The following is a 15,948-nucleotide window of genomic DNA, read 5'->3' on the forward strand; positions in this document are numbered from 1 at the left end:
GCCCGTCGTGTCGGCGTGCCTAGGATTGGCAGCCATGACGGCTGAGCACACTCGAGCGATCACCGGACCTGCACTGTGAGCGCCGTATCCGTCGAGGAGCACGCAGCAGCGATCGAGTCGCTGCTCGCAGACTTGGGCACCCGAGCAGCCCAACGAGTACCGCTGGCCGACGCACTGGGGCGGGTGGCATTCCACGATGTGACCTCCCCCGTCGATCTACCTCTGTTCCGAAATTCGCAGATGGACGGTTATGCGGTCGATTCTCGCTCGGTGCAGTCTGCGCCCGTGACGCTTCCGGTATCGACGATCATCGCTGCCGGACCCACCCGACCGTCGACGCTCACGCCCGGTAGCGCAGCCAAGATCATGACCGGCGCACCGATACCCGACGGAGCGGACGCTATCGTCCCCGTGGAGGACACCACGGTGACCACCGCAGGTGCGGTGACCGTCGAACGAGCCCGCGTCGCAGGCGAATTCGTGCGCGAACAGGGTAGCGACGTACGCGCGGGAACGGTCCTGATCGACGCGGGCAGAGTGCTCGAGCCCCGGCACATCTCGGTTCTCGCGGCCGTCGGACTGGCCACCGTCGACGTACGGTCGCGTCCTCGGGTGGCCGTGGTGACCACCGGAGCAGAGTTGGCCGACGCAGGCGAGACGCTCTCGCCCGGTCAGATCTTCGACTCGAACGGCATCACTCTTGCCGCGCACCTGCGCGCGAGCGGTGCCGACGTGGTCACCGTCGCACGCAGCACCGACGATCCGGAACGCTTCCGAAGCATCCTCACCTCCGCAGCCGCATCGGCGGAGCTCATCATCACCTCCGGTGGAGTGTCGATGGGCGACTTCGAGGTGGTCAAGGACGTTCTCGCGCCGCTGGGTGGACAGTTCGGATCGGTTCGGATGCAACCGGGTGGACCGCAGGGCATCACGATGTTCGACGGCACCCCGGTCCTGAGTTTCCCCGGCAACCCCGTCAGCACCGTGGTGTCGTACATCATGTTCGCGCGCAACATCGTTCGGCGATCGGCCGGCCTGCCACCGGTCCTGTCGGGCCCTGCGACTCTGTTCCAGTCGATCACCTCGCCGCCGGGCAGGCGTCAACTGCTCCGCGGAAAATTGCGTGACGACGGCCGGGTCGAACTGGTCGCCGGACCGGGGTCCCACCTGGTGGCCGCACTGGCGTGGGCCGACGTGCTCATCGACATCGCCGCCGAGACAACCGAACTCGCCGCAGGATCACCCGTGGAGGTATGGCCGCTGTGACCACCGAAGTTCCGCAGAACCCCCTGTCGCACCTCGACGACGAGGGCCGCGCCCGCATGGTCGATGTGGCGCACAAGAAAGAAACCTCCCGAACGGCTGTGGCGGCAGGCGAGTTCGTCACCACGCCCGAGGTCATCGGGTTGGTGCAGGCGGACGGCATGCCGAAGGCCGATGTCCTGGCGACCGCTCGGATCGCCGGTATCTCGGCTGCCAAGCGCACGTCCGATCTGATTCCGCTGTGCCATCAACTGGCGCTCTCGTCGGTCAAGATCTCCTTCGGATTCACCGACACCTCCATCACGGTCGAGGCCACCGCCCGCACGACCGGTAGGACCGGCGTCGAGATGGAAGCCCTCACCGCCGTCGCGGTTGCCGGGTTGACTCTGCACGACATGGTCAAGGCAGTCGACCCGGGTGCGACGATGAACGGCGTCCGGCTGATCACCAAAGACGGTGGTAAGCATGGACATTGGCAGCGTGATGCGAAGGCGACCGCCCCCGACGACGACGCTCGGCCGTCGGAGGGGACGAAGTCGGCGGTCGTGCTCGTGGCCTCCACCGGCGGTGCTCGCGGGACCCGCCCGGACACCACCGGCCCGTCCATCGCATCCTGGCTGACCGATCGGGGCTTCGCGGTGCGCGGCCCGCTGGTGTACGCCGATGCCGACATCGAGGCCGGACTCCGCGACTCGCTACGCGGCGAGCCGTCGCTGATCATCTCGACCGGCGGAACCGGCGTCTCCCCTACCGATGCAACTCCGGAGGCCACGGCGGCACTGCTCGACATCGAGATGCCAGGAATAGCAGACCAGATCCGCACCAAGGGAACCTCCGCGACGCCGCACGCGGTGCTGAGTCGCGGGGTGTCCGGGTTGATCGGACGTACCCTCGTCGTCAACTTGCCCGGATCACCGGGAGGCGTGAAAGACGGCTTGGCCGTTCTCGATCCGCTCCTCGATCATGTACTCGCCCAGATCTCAGGAGGAGGACCCCACGATGACTGAACTCGTCGCCCGCATCTCGAACGAGCCGCTGACGACCGCCGAAGTAGAAGCCGCGGTACAGGATTCGCACCACGGTGCCGTGGTGCTGTTCAGCGGAATCGTTCGTGACCACGACGGTGGCCACGCCGTGGAAACTCTCGAATACCGCGCCCACCCCGATGCGGAACGCTTCTTGAGCCGATGCTGCTCGGAGGTCTCGTCCGAAACCGGTCTTGCGGTCGCTGCCGTGCATCGCGTCGGGGACTTGCGGGTCGGCGATCTCGCGCTCGTGGCCGCAGTCGGATCGGCTCATCGCGCCGAGGCGTTCGAGGCGTGCGCCCGACTGGTCGAACGCATCAAGGCCGAGGTACCCATCTGGAAACGGCAGGGCTTCGAAGGCGGGCGCACCGAATGGGTCGGACTGTAGAAGACCTACGCCGGCTCGAGGTATCGATGGACAGGCAACATGGCCGAGGCGTCGACTGCGTCGTCAGGGCCGCGCACGCAGGCCCGCAGTCGATGTTCGACCGCGTCCGCATCGAGTTCGGTGCCGATCAGCACCAGTGATGTCTGCTGGGCTTCATCCCGTGACCACGCTGCACTCTCGAACCGGATGTGTCGCCCCACCGTCTGCACGATGAACTTCTGCTGGTGTCCCGGCAGGTCGAAATGCACGACACCCTTGATGCGGTAGAGGTTTCCGGTCGGGTTCTCGAGAAATGCGATCAGCCGACGCGGCTCCATCGCTGCAGTGCTGACGAACTCGGTGTGCGAGTACTGCGCATGCAGGTGTCGGTGGTGTCCGTGCTCGTGGCAGCTGTTTTCGTCGAGGTGCTCGCGGAGAAGTTCGTCGAAGGACAATTGCACGGGTAGTGCGGATTCGACCGGCCCGTTCTGGGGCCGGTCGAACAACAACAGAGGATCGACGCGTCCGAACGACACAGCTGCGACAGGGACGTCGCCGACAATGGACCGAACCGTCGACACCACCGCAGAGCGCTCCGAATCCTCGACGGCGTCGGACTTGTTCAATACCACCAGATCCGCCAATTGCAAATGCTGATCGATTTCGGGATGCAGGGTGCGGGTAACCGCGAATTCGACCGCGTCGACGACTCCCACCAATCCGCCGTACACGATGAACTCGTTCTCACTGCCGCGCACCATTCGAATGAGATTCCGTGGCTCCGCCAATCCGCTGGCCTCCACCACGATCACGTCTATGGCCGAACGGCGGTGTGCCAGCGCATCGAACATCGCGTCCATGTCAGTGATGTCCACCGCACAGCAGATGCATCCGTTGCCCAGTGACACCATCGAATCGACCTGTCCTGCAACGAGCATGGAATCGATGTTGATCGCACCGAAATCGTTGACCACGACGCCGATCCGAATTCCCGCATCGTTGCGCAACAGATGATTGAGCAGAGTGGTCTTGCCGGCACCCAGAAAGCCGGCAACGATCACCACCGGAATTCGTCGACGCGCCACGCCGGTCGAGACTACCGGGCGGCGAGAATTCGATTCAGGAGGCCTCGAGCGAAGGTGGAGACGCTGCTGACGTTCTCGTCGGTCACCAATCCCTTCAATCCGTCGACACCGAACGATTCGACATACGGCGAGACACTTTCGAGCAGTCGAGACAAGGCACTACGACCCGCTACGGACGTCGACGTAGCTGCGGGGACAGTCGCGCTCGTCGGCGTCGGCGCAGAGGCGGTGGGAACTGCGACGTCCGGCGACGAGGCAGTCTCGGCTCCGAGGAGATAGTCGATGATGCCGGTGGAGATGGCGATCGCATGCTTCACCTGACCGTCCGAGCCCTCCAGCACCGCCGCGTCGTCCGGGTTGGCACCATTGCCCATCTCGACGAACACCAACGGAACAGTCGTCAGTGCGGGCCCCGCGACGTCGGATCGTTCCTGGATCCCGTCGACGACGCCCGAGTAATTGGCGGGATCGAACCCGGCGCGAACGTAGGAATCTCTCATCAGCTTCGAGGCCGAGCGCCCGCCCTCGGACTGAGCCGCATCGGCCGCCGCATTCGGAATCGGCAGTGTCGGCACGATCAGATGGAATCCGTGCTTGTCGGTGTCGGTCGTCGTGCTCGTCGAGTCCGCATGAATGCTGACGGCCACATCGGCTCCGGACGCGCTGGCAGCGCGAGCCCGATCGTCGACGCACCCGCCCCACCCGGTGTCGTCGACGCGGCTGGTCTTCACCGTCGCACCGAGACTCTCCAGACTGGACCGAACCAGCTCCGAGACCTTCCAGTTGATGGTGTGCTCCGGCACCCCGTCCACCGTGGTCATGCCCGTGGTCTGGCAATCCTTGGTACCGCCGCGCCCGTCGTCGACCTGCCGTTGCAGATTCTCCGAGTGAGCTGTGCCCTGGTGACCCGGATCGAGGAAGACCGTCTTTCCCGTCAACTCTCGTCCGGCCGATGCCGTGCCGGGTGTCGCCGACGGCGCAGTGGCGGGCGCGGACGGGTCGGCCGATACCGGTGCGCCGACGAGTGCTCCAGCACCCAGTAGACCTGCGCACATCAGCGTCACCGCAGCCGACCCGGCTGTTCGTGAAGATTTCATCGACTCGTGGGCGCTCCGGTGGAGCCGGTCGCGCCACTCCCCTCTCGGCACCTCGGACGCCGTCGAGCCACGCGGTTCCCATTGACATCAGGAGCTACCGTGCGTCACAACAGACACTTGCTGCTCGAGTGAACCAGATATCGAACCATTCGAGCCCCTGATCGAATTTCGTTAGCCAAAGGAGTGCATTTCGTGATCGATCCGTTGCGATCTGCCAGCCTTCTCATGTTTCCCACGACGGCGACACACGTCCCGCAAAACTCCGAAATCGGCCGCCGGCTCGAACCGACCCCGAGAACGAATTTCCTATCAATACCGGACAGTTTGTCTTTGTTCACCGCAACAGCGATCCCTCGCACTGCGCACACACTTAATGCCTGCGCCACGTCGGTTTCGACGAATACATCTGCAGATTCTGTGGCAATGCTGCGAAACCGGTAACAATCGATCGGCCAGCATGGATATACACATTGTTCGGCCGTATAGTCGACACAGTTCGATCTGGACATCCCCCCGCATCATTCCCTGCACCATTGGAGAGCTTCAGCATGGCCAGAAAAGTCTATGTGCAACTAGTCGATGACATCGACGAAAAACCGATCGAATCCGGTGGCGAACACATAACCTATTCGGTCAACGGAGTCAGCTACGAAATCGATCTGAGCGACAAGAACGCCAAAGAATTCCACCGCAAGCTCGACTATTACATCGAGCACTCGACGAAGGTGGGCGGAAAGCGACAGAAGAAGTCGACTTCCCCGGCCACCGGGGCGAAGCGCGACGCCAATCAGACGAAAGCCATCAGAGAATGGGCGAAGGCGAACGGCCACAACATTTCTGCGCGCGGAAGAATACCAGCCGAAGTGGAGCAGGCGTTCGACGCAGCTCACTGACTCCCGCCTTCCGAATCGGCGTCTCAGGACTCACGCTGCAGACGCCGATTCGGTGGCCGAAGCCATAGACACAACAAAAGCGCCGCCCGATGGGCGGCGCTTTTGCTTTCTCGGTGGAGCTAAGGGGACTCGAACCCCTGACCCCCACACTGCCAGTGTGGTGCGCTACCAGCTGCGCCATAGCCCCGAGTACTGCGTGCTCCCGCTCATGCGGTTGCTCGAACGAAGTTACACCATCGCTCGCGGCAGCAACAAATCAGCTGGTGCGGCCCGTACTCGATGCTCCGGTACGGGCCCCCGCGCTCGACCCCGATCAGCCGACCGTAGCCAGCCATTCCGAGTCGCCCAGCGCGTCGACCACCTGTCCGTCCACCAGAACACCCGGAGTTCCGCGTGCGCCCGATGCGGCCAAGGCGTCCCGACCGGTCGTCGCGTCCGCCACCGCTGCGTCACGCTGAGCGCCCGTGGTGATGCACTCCACCGCAAGATCGCTCGCTCCGTTCGACGTTGCCAGCTCCGCCAGCTCGGCATCGGTTCGGTCGGAGTCGCTTCCTTCCTCCGGCTGGAATTCCGGGTCGAACAGCGCGGCGTGGAAAGCCGAGTAGACCCGCGCATTCTCGGTGGCGGCCACGCAGTGCGACGCCGCAACGGCCCGCGTCGAATAGTCACCCGAGGCCGAGCTCGCATCGAGGAAATTGATCAGGTGGTAGTTGACCGAGACAATGCCGTCGTCGATCTTCTGAGCCAATTCCTGGCCGTGCTTCACCTCGAGATCACTGCAGAATGGGCACATCGGGTCCTCGTAGATATCGAGGACGCGCTGCGCGCCCGGACGAGCCAATACGACGACACCGTCTCCCGGCAACGACAATTCGACCTCGGGATTCTTGACCGATCCGTACCCGTCGTTCCGGGGCGCGTCGCTGCCTCGCTGCCACAGGATCGCTACCACGACGACCGCGACCACCACGAGGAATGCAATACCGCCCAGAACGTACGTCACGGTATTCGACGAGGCCTGCGGAGTGTGTTTCGTGCTGGATGTCTTCTTCTCGCTCACAGAGCGAATACTACGGACGTATCCGTCAGCTGCGCTCGCGCTCGAGGGTGTCCGGAACGCGCGACCACCACAATCCCGCCAGTAGAAGCAGTGCGCCCGTCACGGCGAAAGCCGGACCGAACGAGACCCGTTCCACGATCATTCCGGCCACGATCGGGCCGATCACAGCGCCTACGTCGGACGCCATCTGGAAGGCAGCCAGCACGGGTCCTCCACGCGCCTTGGAGCCGATCACGTCGGCGACCGAGGCCTGCTGGGCAGGACTCATCAGGCCCGATCCGATTCCGGCGATCAACGACACCGCGAGGAACAACACCGGATCGTGGACATAGCCCATCACGACCGTTCCCAGGCCGCACACCGCCAAACCGCCCAGCATGAACGGTTTGCGTCCGCGTACGTCGGACAGGCGACCGGCAGTGGTGAGAACCAGTGCGTTACCCACTGCGAACACCGTGAGAGCAATCCCGACGAACACCTCGGACCGCTGCATTGCCTCGACGACGAACAACGGCACCAGCGCCACCCGGACACCGAACACGGCCCATCCGTTTGCGAAATTCGACGCCAGGGCGGCCCGATAGGACGGGATTCGCAGAGCAGCGAGCAACGACATCGTCGGCGGCGCAGTTCCCTTCTCCGGCTTGACCAGATCGGAATTGCCGAGGGTGAAGTACACGACGGCAGCGGCGATCACCAGAGCCACGGCATAGATGACGAACGGCACCCGCAGACCGAAACCGACGAGCGCGCCGCCGACGAGCGGACCACCGATGGTTCCCAGCAAGAAAGCGGTCGCGTACAGCCCGGAGATGCGGCCTCTACTGGTAGGTGGACTGATTCTGATCAGCAGTCCGAGAGCAGACACCGAGAACATCGTCGACCCGATCCCGCCGAGTCCGCGAAACACCAGCAGCTGCCAGTACGTCTGAGCCAGAGCGCACGCACCGGTGGAGACCGCCACGATCAACAGTCCGATCAGGTAGACGGGTCGTTCGCCGAGCCGCTGAACCAGAGCGCCGCTCGCAGGCGCGAACAGCAACCGCATGAGAGCGAAGGCACTGATCACTGCCGACGCGGCCGTGTATCCGACGCCGAATTCTCGAGCGAACTGCGGCAGGGCAGGCGCGACGATGCCGAATCCGAGGGCGATGACGAACGCTGCCGAGACCAGTACCCAGATCTCCGGTGGGAGTTTGCCTCCGGGTTGGAATGCCGGCTCGGGGGCCGGGCTGTCGTGGTCGGGTGTCGGTGAGTCGGTCACGAGCTCTCGAGAGCGGACGAGACCAATTCACGTGCTGCAGCCTGGACCTCGGCGAGGTGTTCCTTGCCCTGGAACGACTCCGCGTAGATCTTGTAGACGTCCTCGGTTCCCGACGGACGAGCTGCGAACCAGGCGCTCTCCGTTGTCACCTTCAGCCCTCCCAGTGCGGCCCCGTTTCCGGGAGCCTCGGTCAGCGTCGCGGTGATCGGCTCCCCCGCCAATTCGGTGGCTGTGATCTGGTCGGGCGACAACTTGGCGAGCACAGCCTTCTGCTCCCTGGTTGCTGGAGCGTCGACTCGGGCGTACGACGGATCGCCGTACTCGGCTGTGAATTCTGCGTAGCGTTGCGACGGTGTCGATCCGGTGACCGCGGTGATCTCCGAGGCCAACAGCGCCAGAATGATTCCGTCCTTGTCTGTGGTCCACACTCGCCCGTCGTGCCGCAGGAACGAGGCACCGGCGCTCTCCTCGCCGCCGAAGCCGAGCTCGCCGTCCAGCAGGCCCGGCACGAACCACTTGAACCCGACCGGGACCTCGAGCAGCTTTCGTCCGAGACCGGCGACGACGCGATCGATCATGGAGGAACTCACCAGCGTCTTGCCGACTGCCGCGGTCGGTGACCACCCGGGTCGGTGGGTGAACAGATAGTCGATCGCGACCGCGAGGTAGTGATTGGGGTTCATCAGACCACTGTCGGGAGTGACGATGCCGTGTCGATCGGAGTCGGCGTCGTTGCCCGTGGCGATGTCGAATCGATCCCGGGCTGCGATCAGTGATGCCATCGCGTTCGGCGACGAGCAGTCCATTCTGATCTTGCCGTCCGTGTCCAACGTCATGAAGCGGAACGTGCCGTCGACCAACGGATTGACGACGGTCAGATCGAGGTTGTGTCGTTCGGCGATCGCATCCCAGTAGTCGACACTGGCACCGCCGAGCGGATCCGCACCGATGCGAACTCCGGCGGCGCGGATCGCATCGAGATCGAGCACATTCGGGAGGTCGTCCACGTAGGTGCCGAGGAAGTCGTACCGCGAGACGCTTCCCGCGAACGCCTGCGCGAGAGTCACACGCTTGATACCGGTAATGCCCTCGCGGAGAAGCTCGTTGGCGCGGGCAGCGATCACCGACGTCGCATCGCTGTCGGCCGGTCCACCGTGCGGAGGGTTGTACTTGAACCCGCCGTCACGCGGCGGATTGTGGGACGGTGTGACCACGATGCCGTCGGCTTTCGCGGTCGGCCCCGACTCGTTGTACCGGAGAATGGCATGACTGACGGCGGGCGTCGGGGTGTAGCGATCCCCCGAGTCCACCAGAACGTCGACGTCGTTGGCTGCCAACACCTCCAGAGCCGTCGTCCACGCGGGCTCGGACAATGCATGGGTGTCTCGACCGATGAACAGTGGCCCGGTGATGCCTTGCGCGGAACGATATTCCACGATGGCCTGCGTGGTCGCGACGATGTGCGCCTCGTTGAACGCCGAATCCAGGCTCGAACCTCGATGACCCGAGGTCCCGAACACGACCTGCTGACTCGGCTCCGACACGTCCGGAATGCGCGAGTAGTACGCCGTGACGAGTTGCGAGAGATCGACCAGATCCTCCGGCAGTGCAGTGGTTCCAGCTCTCTCGTGCGCCACGATGCGCCTCCTCAATCCTCGAACGAACCGAATCCGGTCGACGAACCGAATTTCTCGTTCAACCCTAACGCCGCTGCCCCACCCGCGAGCTACTTGCTCTGCCGTTTCGGTGGCCGCGGCAGAAAATAGCTGGTTCGCTGCTGATATTCGCGATACCCCGGACGCTTCTCCATGCTCCGTTCCAACAGCCGAGCCCCGGTGGCGAACACCAAGAAGTACGTCATCGCGACAGGCGACAGAATCGTGAACACCCCAGGCCACGCCGAGGCCGAGACGAGGAACAGTCCCCACCACACTGCCGAGTCGCCGAAGTAATTGGGATGCCGCGTCCAGGACCACAGACCTCGGTCCATGATCTTGCCCTTGTTCGACGCGTCGGCCTTGAACGCCTTCAATTGCTCGTCGCCCACTGCCTCGAACGTCCATCCGAGTAGCCAGACCACTACGCCGAGTACGACGACGGGTAGAACCGATCCGTGTGAGACGGCGGATACCTGCAGTGGAAGGGACACGAACCACAGCGCAACCGCCTGCGTCAGATAGATCTTCCGCAGGGCGTACCAGGTTCTGTTGCCGGTGGCCTTGGACAGCAGCTCGGTGTACCGCGGATCCTCACCGTGTCCGCGTGAGCGCTGCACCATGTGCAGCACAAGACGAAGCCCCCACACTCCGACGAGCACGACCAGCAGGAGTCGTCGCCACAGATCACCGGTTCCGGTCGCAGCCGAGATAAGCGCGATCAGAACGAAGCCGCCACCCCACGTCACATCCACGACATTGTGGCGTCCGATCCGCGCACCGATGAGGGCGGTGATGATCATCAGGACAGCGGTGCCGCCGAGACTCGCCAGCGATACGGTCAGGAAGTCGGACCAGTTCACCGCGCGGACACCCACACCGGGCGGACCGGTTCCATCCCGGACGACCCGTCGACCGGGCGAACGGACAAGATCTGGTCGACGCCCATCCTGTTGTCCCGGAAAGCCATTCCGCCGCCGATCAGGTACAGCCGCCACACGCGAGCGACTTCTTCCCCGACCATGGCCACCACGTCGTTGTAGCGCGACTCGAAGCGCTCGGTCCAGACATCGACGGTCCGCACGTAATGCTCCCGCAGAGCATGGACGTCGCGAACCTCGAGTCCGGCCTCCTCGATCATGGCCACGGTCCGCCCGACCGGACGCATGAACATGTCGGGCGCGATGAACGATTCGATGAATGCCCCGCCGCCGGGGTTGTCGCCCTCTCTTCGCGACATCTGCTGGATCAGCACTCGCCCACCCGGCTTGACGTTGGTATGCAGTGCGGCGGTGTAGGTCGGGTAATTGGCCTCCCCCACATGCTCACCCATCTCGATCGACGCCACCGCGTCGAAGGGCCCGTCCGGAATTTCGCGGTAATCCTGGATTCGGATCTCGACGTTGTCCTGGAGTCCTCGGTCGGCGATTCGCTTGTCGATGAAGGCCTTCTGTTCGCGCGAGATGGTCACTCCGACGACCTGCGCTCCGTATTCCTGTGCCGCATGCAGGCTGAGAGACCCCCAGCCGCAGCCGACGTCGAGGAACCGTTGCCCGGATCGTTTGTCGAGCCCGATCTTTCGGCACACGAGGTCGAGCTTGTCGCGCTGGGCATCATCGAGGGTGTAATCCGACGAATCCGAGGTCCAGTACGCCGACGAGTACGCCATGTGCGAATCGAGGACCAGTTCGTAGAAGTCGTTCGACAGGTCGTAATGGTGGCTGATCGCAGCGCGGTCGCGGAGCAACGAGTGCAGCCGCCCTTTCACCGAGGCCTGCGACGCGGGTGGCGGTAGTGGGCGGCCGAACACGCCGAGATCCTTGGCCAGCCGCGCCAATCGTAGTAACGATCCCGGCCCCGGTCGTACCGCCGAGAGCCGGCGCTCACGGACCACACCCCAGACATGATCGAGAGCCGCGGCAAGATCGCCGTCGACGTCCAACTCCCCGGTGACGTACGCCTGCGCAGCACCGAGTTCACCAGGGCTCCACAGCAATCGACGAAGTGCGCTGGGGCTCCGCACCATCACTTTCGGTGCCAGGGCGTCGCCGGCAACGGATCCGTCCCACGCCTGCAGCCGGACGGGAAGCGGGCCACCCACCAGGGGTTCCATCAACTCGGCAATTCGGTGTGCAACACCGACGCCGCGATCGGTCCGGTCCACGGTACTTGTCGAGGTGGTCATCGGTCGTCCCTTCGATCGAGCACGATCTGCTGAACATCGAGGTACCCGGATCGGAATCCGGCCTCCGAATAGCAGAGGTAGAAGTGCCACATTCGCGCGAATACATCGTCGAACCCGAGACCCTCTGCCTCGCTGCGGTATTCACGGAAGCGACTGTCCCACAGGGCCAGGGTTCGCGCGTAGTGATCACCCATGGACAGGCGTTCGCGAACCCGAAGCGAGGTGTGCTGCTCGGTCACCTCCTCGATGGCCCGCACCGACGGCAGGAACCCGCCGGGAAAGATGTACTTGTGCACCCACGTGTACGTATTGCGGGTGGCCAGCATCCGGTCGTGCGGCATGGTGATGGCCTGGATCGCCACGCGTCCGCCCGGTGCCAGATGTGCATCGATCGTCTCGAAATAGGTTGCCCAGTACTGATGACCGACGGCCTCGATCATCTCGACCGACACGATGGCGTCGTATTGACCGTCCACCAACCGGTAGTCGAGGAGATCGATCTGTACTCGATCGCTGTATCCCGCTGCCGCGCAACGCTTACGCGCGAGCTCCTGCTGCTCCACCGACAGTGTCACCGACCGGACCGTCGCACCGCGAGCGGCCGCGCGAATGGCCAGCTCGCCCCATCCGGTGCCGATCTCGAGGACCCTGGTTCCTTCGCCGACGCCTGCGCGATCGAGTAGCCGGTCGATCTTTCGGCGCTGGGCGTCGGCGAGCTCCACGCTGTCGTCGGGTCCCGATCCGGCGAACAACGCACTCGAGTAGGTCATGGTCTCGTCGAGGAAGAGCTCGAACAGGTCGTTCGACAGATCGTAGTGACGTGAGATGTTGGATCGAGTGTTCTTCGTCGTATTCCGCTCACTCCGTGGAGGTTTCGGGATGTAGAGCCCACGGAGTCGCTGCAAGGGCTCGGGAATCAGCGACGCCATTCGACGGGCGAAGACCTCGAGCACAGCGGTGAGATCCTCGGCATCCCAGTCTCCGGCCATGTATGCCTCACCGAATCCGATGAGGCCGCTGTCGCCGACGCGCGCGGCGAAGTCGTGTGGCCGATAGACCGTCATCAACGGTGCGTCGGACGATCCGGCCCCGAGCACTGTGCCGTCCGGCATCGCGACTCGGACCGGCAATCCCGCGACCGCACGACGGAAGAGAAAGTCGGCAACGGGCGCGGCGACCGCAACTTTCGCGCCACCGGGAACGTGGGCGATCTGGGGCCAGACCCGAGGATCGACGAGCGGGCGCGGCCCGGCACCGGACGGGTGCGACACGGAATCGGTTCGAGACACCGTTGTCATCTGTGAGCTCCTTCCTTCTGAACTCTCCGCGCCCCCGGAGGGGCAGGTTTCTGCACGATCTTCAGACCCCGCGCCCAGAGCCGAATGCCCTGCCAGCGAATCTGTATCACCACTCGCAGCGGTGCCATCGGTATCTCGAGTGCGGTACGAAGAATCGATCGCGTCGTCACCTGGCGGCGACGGCCGACGACGGTCGCCACGAACGGAGGGTGACCGAGACGTTCGAGGACGATCGACAGCCGGAGTGTGGCGTCCGGCTCGGGCAGCTGCATGGAGTACTCGCCGTCGACGTCGTTGAACGGTGAGACGTAGAACTCTTTGGTAGTCCGTGCCTCACCGTGACGACCGGTGTCCAACAGGTACCGGTATCGCTCCCCGTAGGTGTTGTGCACCTCGGCCACCACGCAGCGGAGGTCTCCGTCGCGGTCGTGACACCAGTACACAGTCAATGGGTTGAACGTGTGCCCGAACACCCGCGCGCTGGCCAACATCGTGATGCGACCGCCGCCGAGATCGATTCCGCTCTCTGCCAAGAAGGCATCGACGTTCTGGCGAATGGTGGCACCGGGGTCACCCATGTGGTCGCGGGAATCGAATGATGCGAGTGGCCGCAGGATCCGCGGCAGTTCGGGAAGTGCGTCGAGGTCGACGAACCAGCTGTAGCTCTTGTACGAGAACGTATTTCGTATCGGTGCTCGTCGGACGTGATCGATCCGAGTGAGATACAGCGCCGCCCCGTGCGCCCGGGTGTTCGGCAGAACCGACGTCAGAGCCACGAGGCCCCCACCCGTTGCGCGGCGCGCGCTCCGGACAACGCACCGTCCTCATGGAATCCCCACCCGTGGTACGCCCCGGCGAACGACACCGTATCGGTGTCCAATTCGGGCAGCCGACGCTGCGCTGCGACGGATTCGGGGGTGTACTGCGGGTGCTCGTAGGTCATCTCGTCGAGCACCGTGTTCGGGTCGATGCGATCTGCTCCCCCGAGGGTGACCAGCATCCTTCGATCGCTGTCACCCAATCGCTGCAACCTCGTCAGGTCGTAGCTGACCAGAACTCGATCGGGTTTGGCGCTACAGGACGGGAGGTGGTAGTTCCACGACGCTCTCGCTCTGATGTTTCGTGGCAGCACCGACGAGTCGGTGTGCAGTGCAGTGTGATTGACCGAATACGGCATAGCTCCGAGAACGCTGTGTTCGAGCGCAGTCGGCTCCGCGAGCATCTTCAGCGCGGCACCGGGATGGACTGCGATCACGGCGGCGTCGAACGTGCGCAGGTCGTCGTGGCCGTCCCGGATCTGCACCGAATCCCCGGACCGGTAGACAGCATGTACCGGATTGTCGAGCAACACCTCGTCGATGTGCTCCGCAACCCGACGAACGTACTCGATCGACCCGCCGGTGACGGTACGCCAGATGGGAGATCCTGTGACGGTGAGCATTCCGTGATGCCGAAGGAATGTGAACAGGTAGCGAGCCGGGTAGGCGAGCGCGGTGGCCGGATCACACGACCACACTGCAGACACCAACGGTGTCATGAAGTGGGATTCGAAGTATGCGGAGAACGAGTGCCGCTCCAAGAATTGCGCGAGCGTCGTCTCGGTGTCCGCCGCGCCCTCGCGCTCGAGTAGCTCGGTCGCCAGACGATGGAAACGCTTGACATCGAGCAACATCGACACGAATCGTGGCTTGAACACCGCGGTCCGTTGCGCGAGAATGCCCCGCATTCCCTGTCCGCCCGAGTATTCGAGCCCGCAGCCGTCGCACCGAACGGACATGCTCATATCCGAATCCTGCGTCGGCACGTCGAGCTCGTCGAACAGACGGAGCAGCGTCGGATACGTGCGGTCGTTGTGCACGATGAACCCGGTGTCGACGCCCACCGGACCACCGGGGCCGTCCACGAAGTGGGTGTCCGCATGGCCGCCGAGCCGAGAGTCGGCCTCGTACAACGTCACCGACGAGTTCTTGGACAGCGCGTATGCCGCCGTGAGGCCGGCCACCCCGCTGCCCACGACGGCGACACGGCGGGTCACGACGATTCTCCCCTGCAGCCCGTCGACGCACCGGATTCGCTCGAATCGGTTCGCACTCTTGACTCGTCGGCGATACGGAGAACGAAGTCACGAGTGACGCGCGACCACACGCGCGGATCACGCAGCATGAAATGGCCTCCAGGCACCGAGAGATATTCGGCGTCGGCACCGTTCGCCATCGCGCGTTCGGTCGCGCGACGGGAGGTTCGCGGGTCGGTCCACCGGTCGGCAGTTCCGTGCACCACGAGCAGCGTGCGCTTCTCGTCGAATCCGTCGGCCTCCGTACCCTGCGGCCACCACGGAGCAAGCGCAACGACACCCGCGATCGACGGGTCGTCGATCAGCGCAGCAGCTGTGCGCCCACCCATCGAGTGACCCACCACGACCACAGGAACTTCGGGATTGCGGTCACGAATGCGGCGCAGCGCCCACCGCGCGTCCTCTACCGGCGTCCGTTCGGGGGCGTTCCAGCCGCGGAACCGATATCGCAGTTGTTGGACCGAAATATCGCGGCTACGTCCGGCCCGCCGAAGCGTCCAGGTGAAGGGCCACATTCTCAACCCCGCCAGGTGCCACGGCCTGCTGCGCGCGCGACTCACGTCCTTGCCACCGCTCAGAACCAATACCACCATCGACGGCGACGACAGCCGCTTCCCCGTGTAGAGAACTGGGGTCCGCTGGTTGCTCATGCCCTCTATTCGGCACCGAGCCCCCTCCGGGT

15 protein-coding genes and 1 tRNA gene are annotated in these 15,948 nt (G+C 64.2%); 4 read left to right on the top strand and 12 right to left on the bottom strand.

Features of this window, described 5'->3' with window-relative positions:
• Positions 1–75 precede the first annotated feature (75 nt).
• Genes VF34_RS18995 through VF34_RS19005 form a run of 3 tightly spaced genes read left to right on the top strand, consistent with a single transcriptional unit; the run spans position 76 to position 2,676 of the window.
• Positions 76–1,266, top strand: coding sequence for a molybdopterin molybdotransferase MoeA (locus VF34_RS18995; protein WP_032372666.1), 1,191 nt, complete (start codon positions 76–78; stop codon positions 1,264–1,266).
• Positions 1,254–2,270: a bifunctional molybdenum cofactor biosynthesis protein MoaC/MoaB gene (moaCB, locus tag VF34_RS19000; protein ID WP_045841881.1), complete on the top strand. Its 1,017-nt coding sequence runs from the start codon at positions 1,254–1,256 to the stop codon at positions 2,268–2,270. Before VF34_RS18995 ends, moaCB begins: the two co-directional genes overlap by 13 nt.
• Entirely contained in the window at positions 2,263–2,676 is a 414-nt protein-coding gene (locus tag VF34_RS19005) for a molybdenum cofactor biosynthesis protein MoaE (protein WP_027496591.1), read from the top strand. Before moaCB ends, VF34_RS19005 begins: the two co-directional genes overlap by 8 nt.
• A 5-nt stretch (positions 2,677–2,681) precedes the next feature.
• Here the strand turns inward: VF34_RS19005 and VF34_RS19010 are convergent, their stop codons facing one another.
• Both VF34_RS19010 and VF34_RS19015 read right to left on the bottom strand, forming a co-directional pair.
• Positions 2,682–3,740: a CobW family GTP-binding protein gene (locus tag VF34_RS19010; RefSeq protein WP_032372667.1), complete on the bottom strand. Its 1,059-nt coding sequence runs from the start codon at positions 3,738–3,740 to the stop codon at positions 2,682–2,684.
• An 11-nt stretch (positions 3,741–3,751) separates the two neighbouring features.
• Positions 3,752–4,837, bottom strand: coding sequence for an N-acetylmuramoyl-L-alanine amidase (locus VF34_RS19015; protein WP_045841882.1), 1,086 nt, complete (start codon positions 4,835–4,837; stop codon positions 3,752–3,754).
• 548 nt (positions 4,838–5,385) lie between these two features.
• Here VF34_RS19015 and VF34_RS19020 point away from each other — a divergent pair.
• On the top strand, positions 5,386–5,730 hold the full coding sequence (locus VF34_RS19020; protein ID WP_027496587.1) for a histone-like nucleoid-structuring protein Lsr2: 345 nt from the start codon (positions 5,386–5,388) through the stop codon (positions 5,728–5,730).
• Between the two features lie 114 nt (positions 5,731–5,844).
• Here VF34_RS19020 and VF34_RS19025 read toward each other — a convergent pair.
• From VF34_RS19025 to VF34_RS19070, 10 genes are all read right to left on the bottom strand, one after another.
• A tRNA-Ala gene (locus tag VF34_RS19025) sits at positions 5,845–5,917 on the bottom strand.
• 126 nt (positions 5,918–6,043) lie between these two features.
• Positions 6,044–6,790: a DsbA family protein gene (locus tag VF34_RS19030; RefSeq protein WP_032372668.1), complete on the bottom strand. Its 747-nt coding sequence runs from the start codon at positions 6,788–6,790 to the stop codon at positions 6,044–6,046.
• 25 nt (positions 6,791–6,815) lie between these two features.
• Positions 6,816–7,973: an MFS transporter gene (locus VF34_RS19035; protein ID WP_045841964.1), complete on the bottom strand. Its 1,158-nt coding sequence runs from the start codon at positions 7,971–7,973 to the stop codon at positions 6,816–6,818.
• 77 nt (positions 7,974–8,050) lie between these two features.
• Positions 8,051–9,691: a phosphoglucomutase (alpha-D-glucose-1,6-bisphosphate-dependent) gene (pgm, locus tag VF34_RS19040; protein WP_027496584.1), complete on the bottom strand. Its 1,641-nt coding sequence runs from the start codon at positions 9,689–9,691 to the stop codon at positions 8,051–8,053.
• An 89-nt stretch (positions 9,692–9,780) separates the two neighbouring features.
• A complete protein-coding gene (locus VF34_RS19045) occupies positions 9,781–10,512 on the bottom strand; it encodes a DUF1295 domain-containing protein (protein WP_371828222.1) in 732 nt (243 codons plus the stop codon).
• 56 nt (positions 10,513–10,568) lie between these two features.
• The gene (locus VF34_RS19050; protein WP_045841883.1) at positions 10,569–11,894 is read right to left on the bottom strand and encodes an SAM-dependent methyltransferase; all 1,326 of its coding nucleotides are present in this window, start codon (positions 11,892–11,894) and stop codon (positions 10,569–10,571) included.
• Positions 11,891–13,192 (bottom strand): SAM-dependent methyltransferase, encoded by a 1,302-nt coding sequence (locus VF34_RS19055; protein WP_032372672.1) that lies wholly within the window; start codon positions 13,190–13,192, stop codon positions 11,891–11,893. The genes VF34_RS19050 and VF34_RS19055 overlap by 4 nt, the downstream gene beginning before the upstream one ends.
• Positions 13,189–13,968, bottom strand: a complete 780-nt coding sequence (locus VF34_RS19060) for a DUF1365 domain-containing protein (protein WP_045841884.1) — start codon at positions 13,966–13,968, stop codon at positions 13,189–13,191. Before VF34_RS19060 ends, VF34_RS19055 begins: the two co-directional genes overlap by 4 nt.
• Positions 13,959–15,245, bottom strand: coding sequence for an NAD(P)/FAD-dependent oxidoreductase (locus VF34_RS19065; RefSeq protein ID WP_197077492.1), 1,287 nt, complete (start codon positions 15,243–15,245; stop codon positions 13,959–13,961). The genes VF34_RS19060 and VF34_RS19065 overlap by 10 nt, the downstream gene beginning before the upstream one ends.
• Positions 15,224–15,916: an alpha/beta hydrolase gene (locus tag VF34_RS19070; protein ID WP_045841885.1), complete on the bottom strand. Its 693-nt coding sequence runs from the start codon at positions 15,914–15,916 to the stop codon at positions 15,224–15,226. Before VF34_RS19070 ends, VF34_RS19065 begins: the two co-directional genes overlap by 22 nt.
• Between the last annotated feature and the right edge of the window lie 32 nt (positions 15,917–15,948).

The sequence above is a fragment of the Rhodococcus sp. PML026 genome (assembly GCF_000963615.1).
In the GTDB taxonomy this organism is placed as follows: Bacteria; Actinomycetota; Actinomycetes; order Mycobacteriales; family Mycobacteriaceae; genus Rhodococcoides; species Rhodococcoides fascians.

What these genes read in the sequence shown, in the direction of transcription:
- moaCB (WP_045841881.1), top strand. Translation starts at nt 1,254, where the DNA reads ATGGCCGCTGTGACCACCGAAGTTCCGCAGAACCCCCTGTCGCACCTC.
- VF34_RS19005 (WP_027496591.1), top strand. Translation starts at nt 2,263, where the DNA reads ATGACTGAACTCGTCGCCCGCATCTCGAACGAGCCGCTGACGACCGCC.
- VF34_RS19015 (WP_045841882.1), bottom strand. Translation starts at nt 4,837, where the DNA reads ATGAAATCTTCACGAACAGCCGGGTCGGCTGCGGTGACGCTGATGTGC.
- VF34_RS19020 (WP_027496587.1), top strand. Translation starts at nt 5,386, where the DNA reads ATGGCCAGAAAAGTCTATGTGCAACTAGTCGATGACATCGACGAAAAA.
- VF34_RS19045 (WP_371828222.1), bottom strand. Translation starts at nt 10,512, where the DNA reads ATGATCATCACCGCCCTCATCGGTGCGCGGATCGGACGCCACAATGTC.
- VF34_RS19050 (WP_045841883.1), bottom strand. Translation starts at nt 11,894, where the DNA reads ATGACCACCTCGACAAGTACCGTGGACCGGACCGATCGCGGCGTCGGT.
- VF34_RS19055 (WP_032372672.1), bottom strand. Translation starts at nt 13,192, where the DNA reads ATGACAACGGTGTCTCGAACCGATTCCGTGTCGCACCCGTCCGGTGCC.
- VF34_RS19070 (WP_045841885.1), bottom strand. Translation starts at nt 15,916, where the DNA reads ATGAGCAACCAGCGGACCCCAGTTCTCTACACGGGGAAGCGGCTGTCG.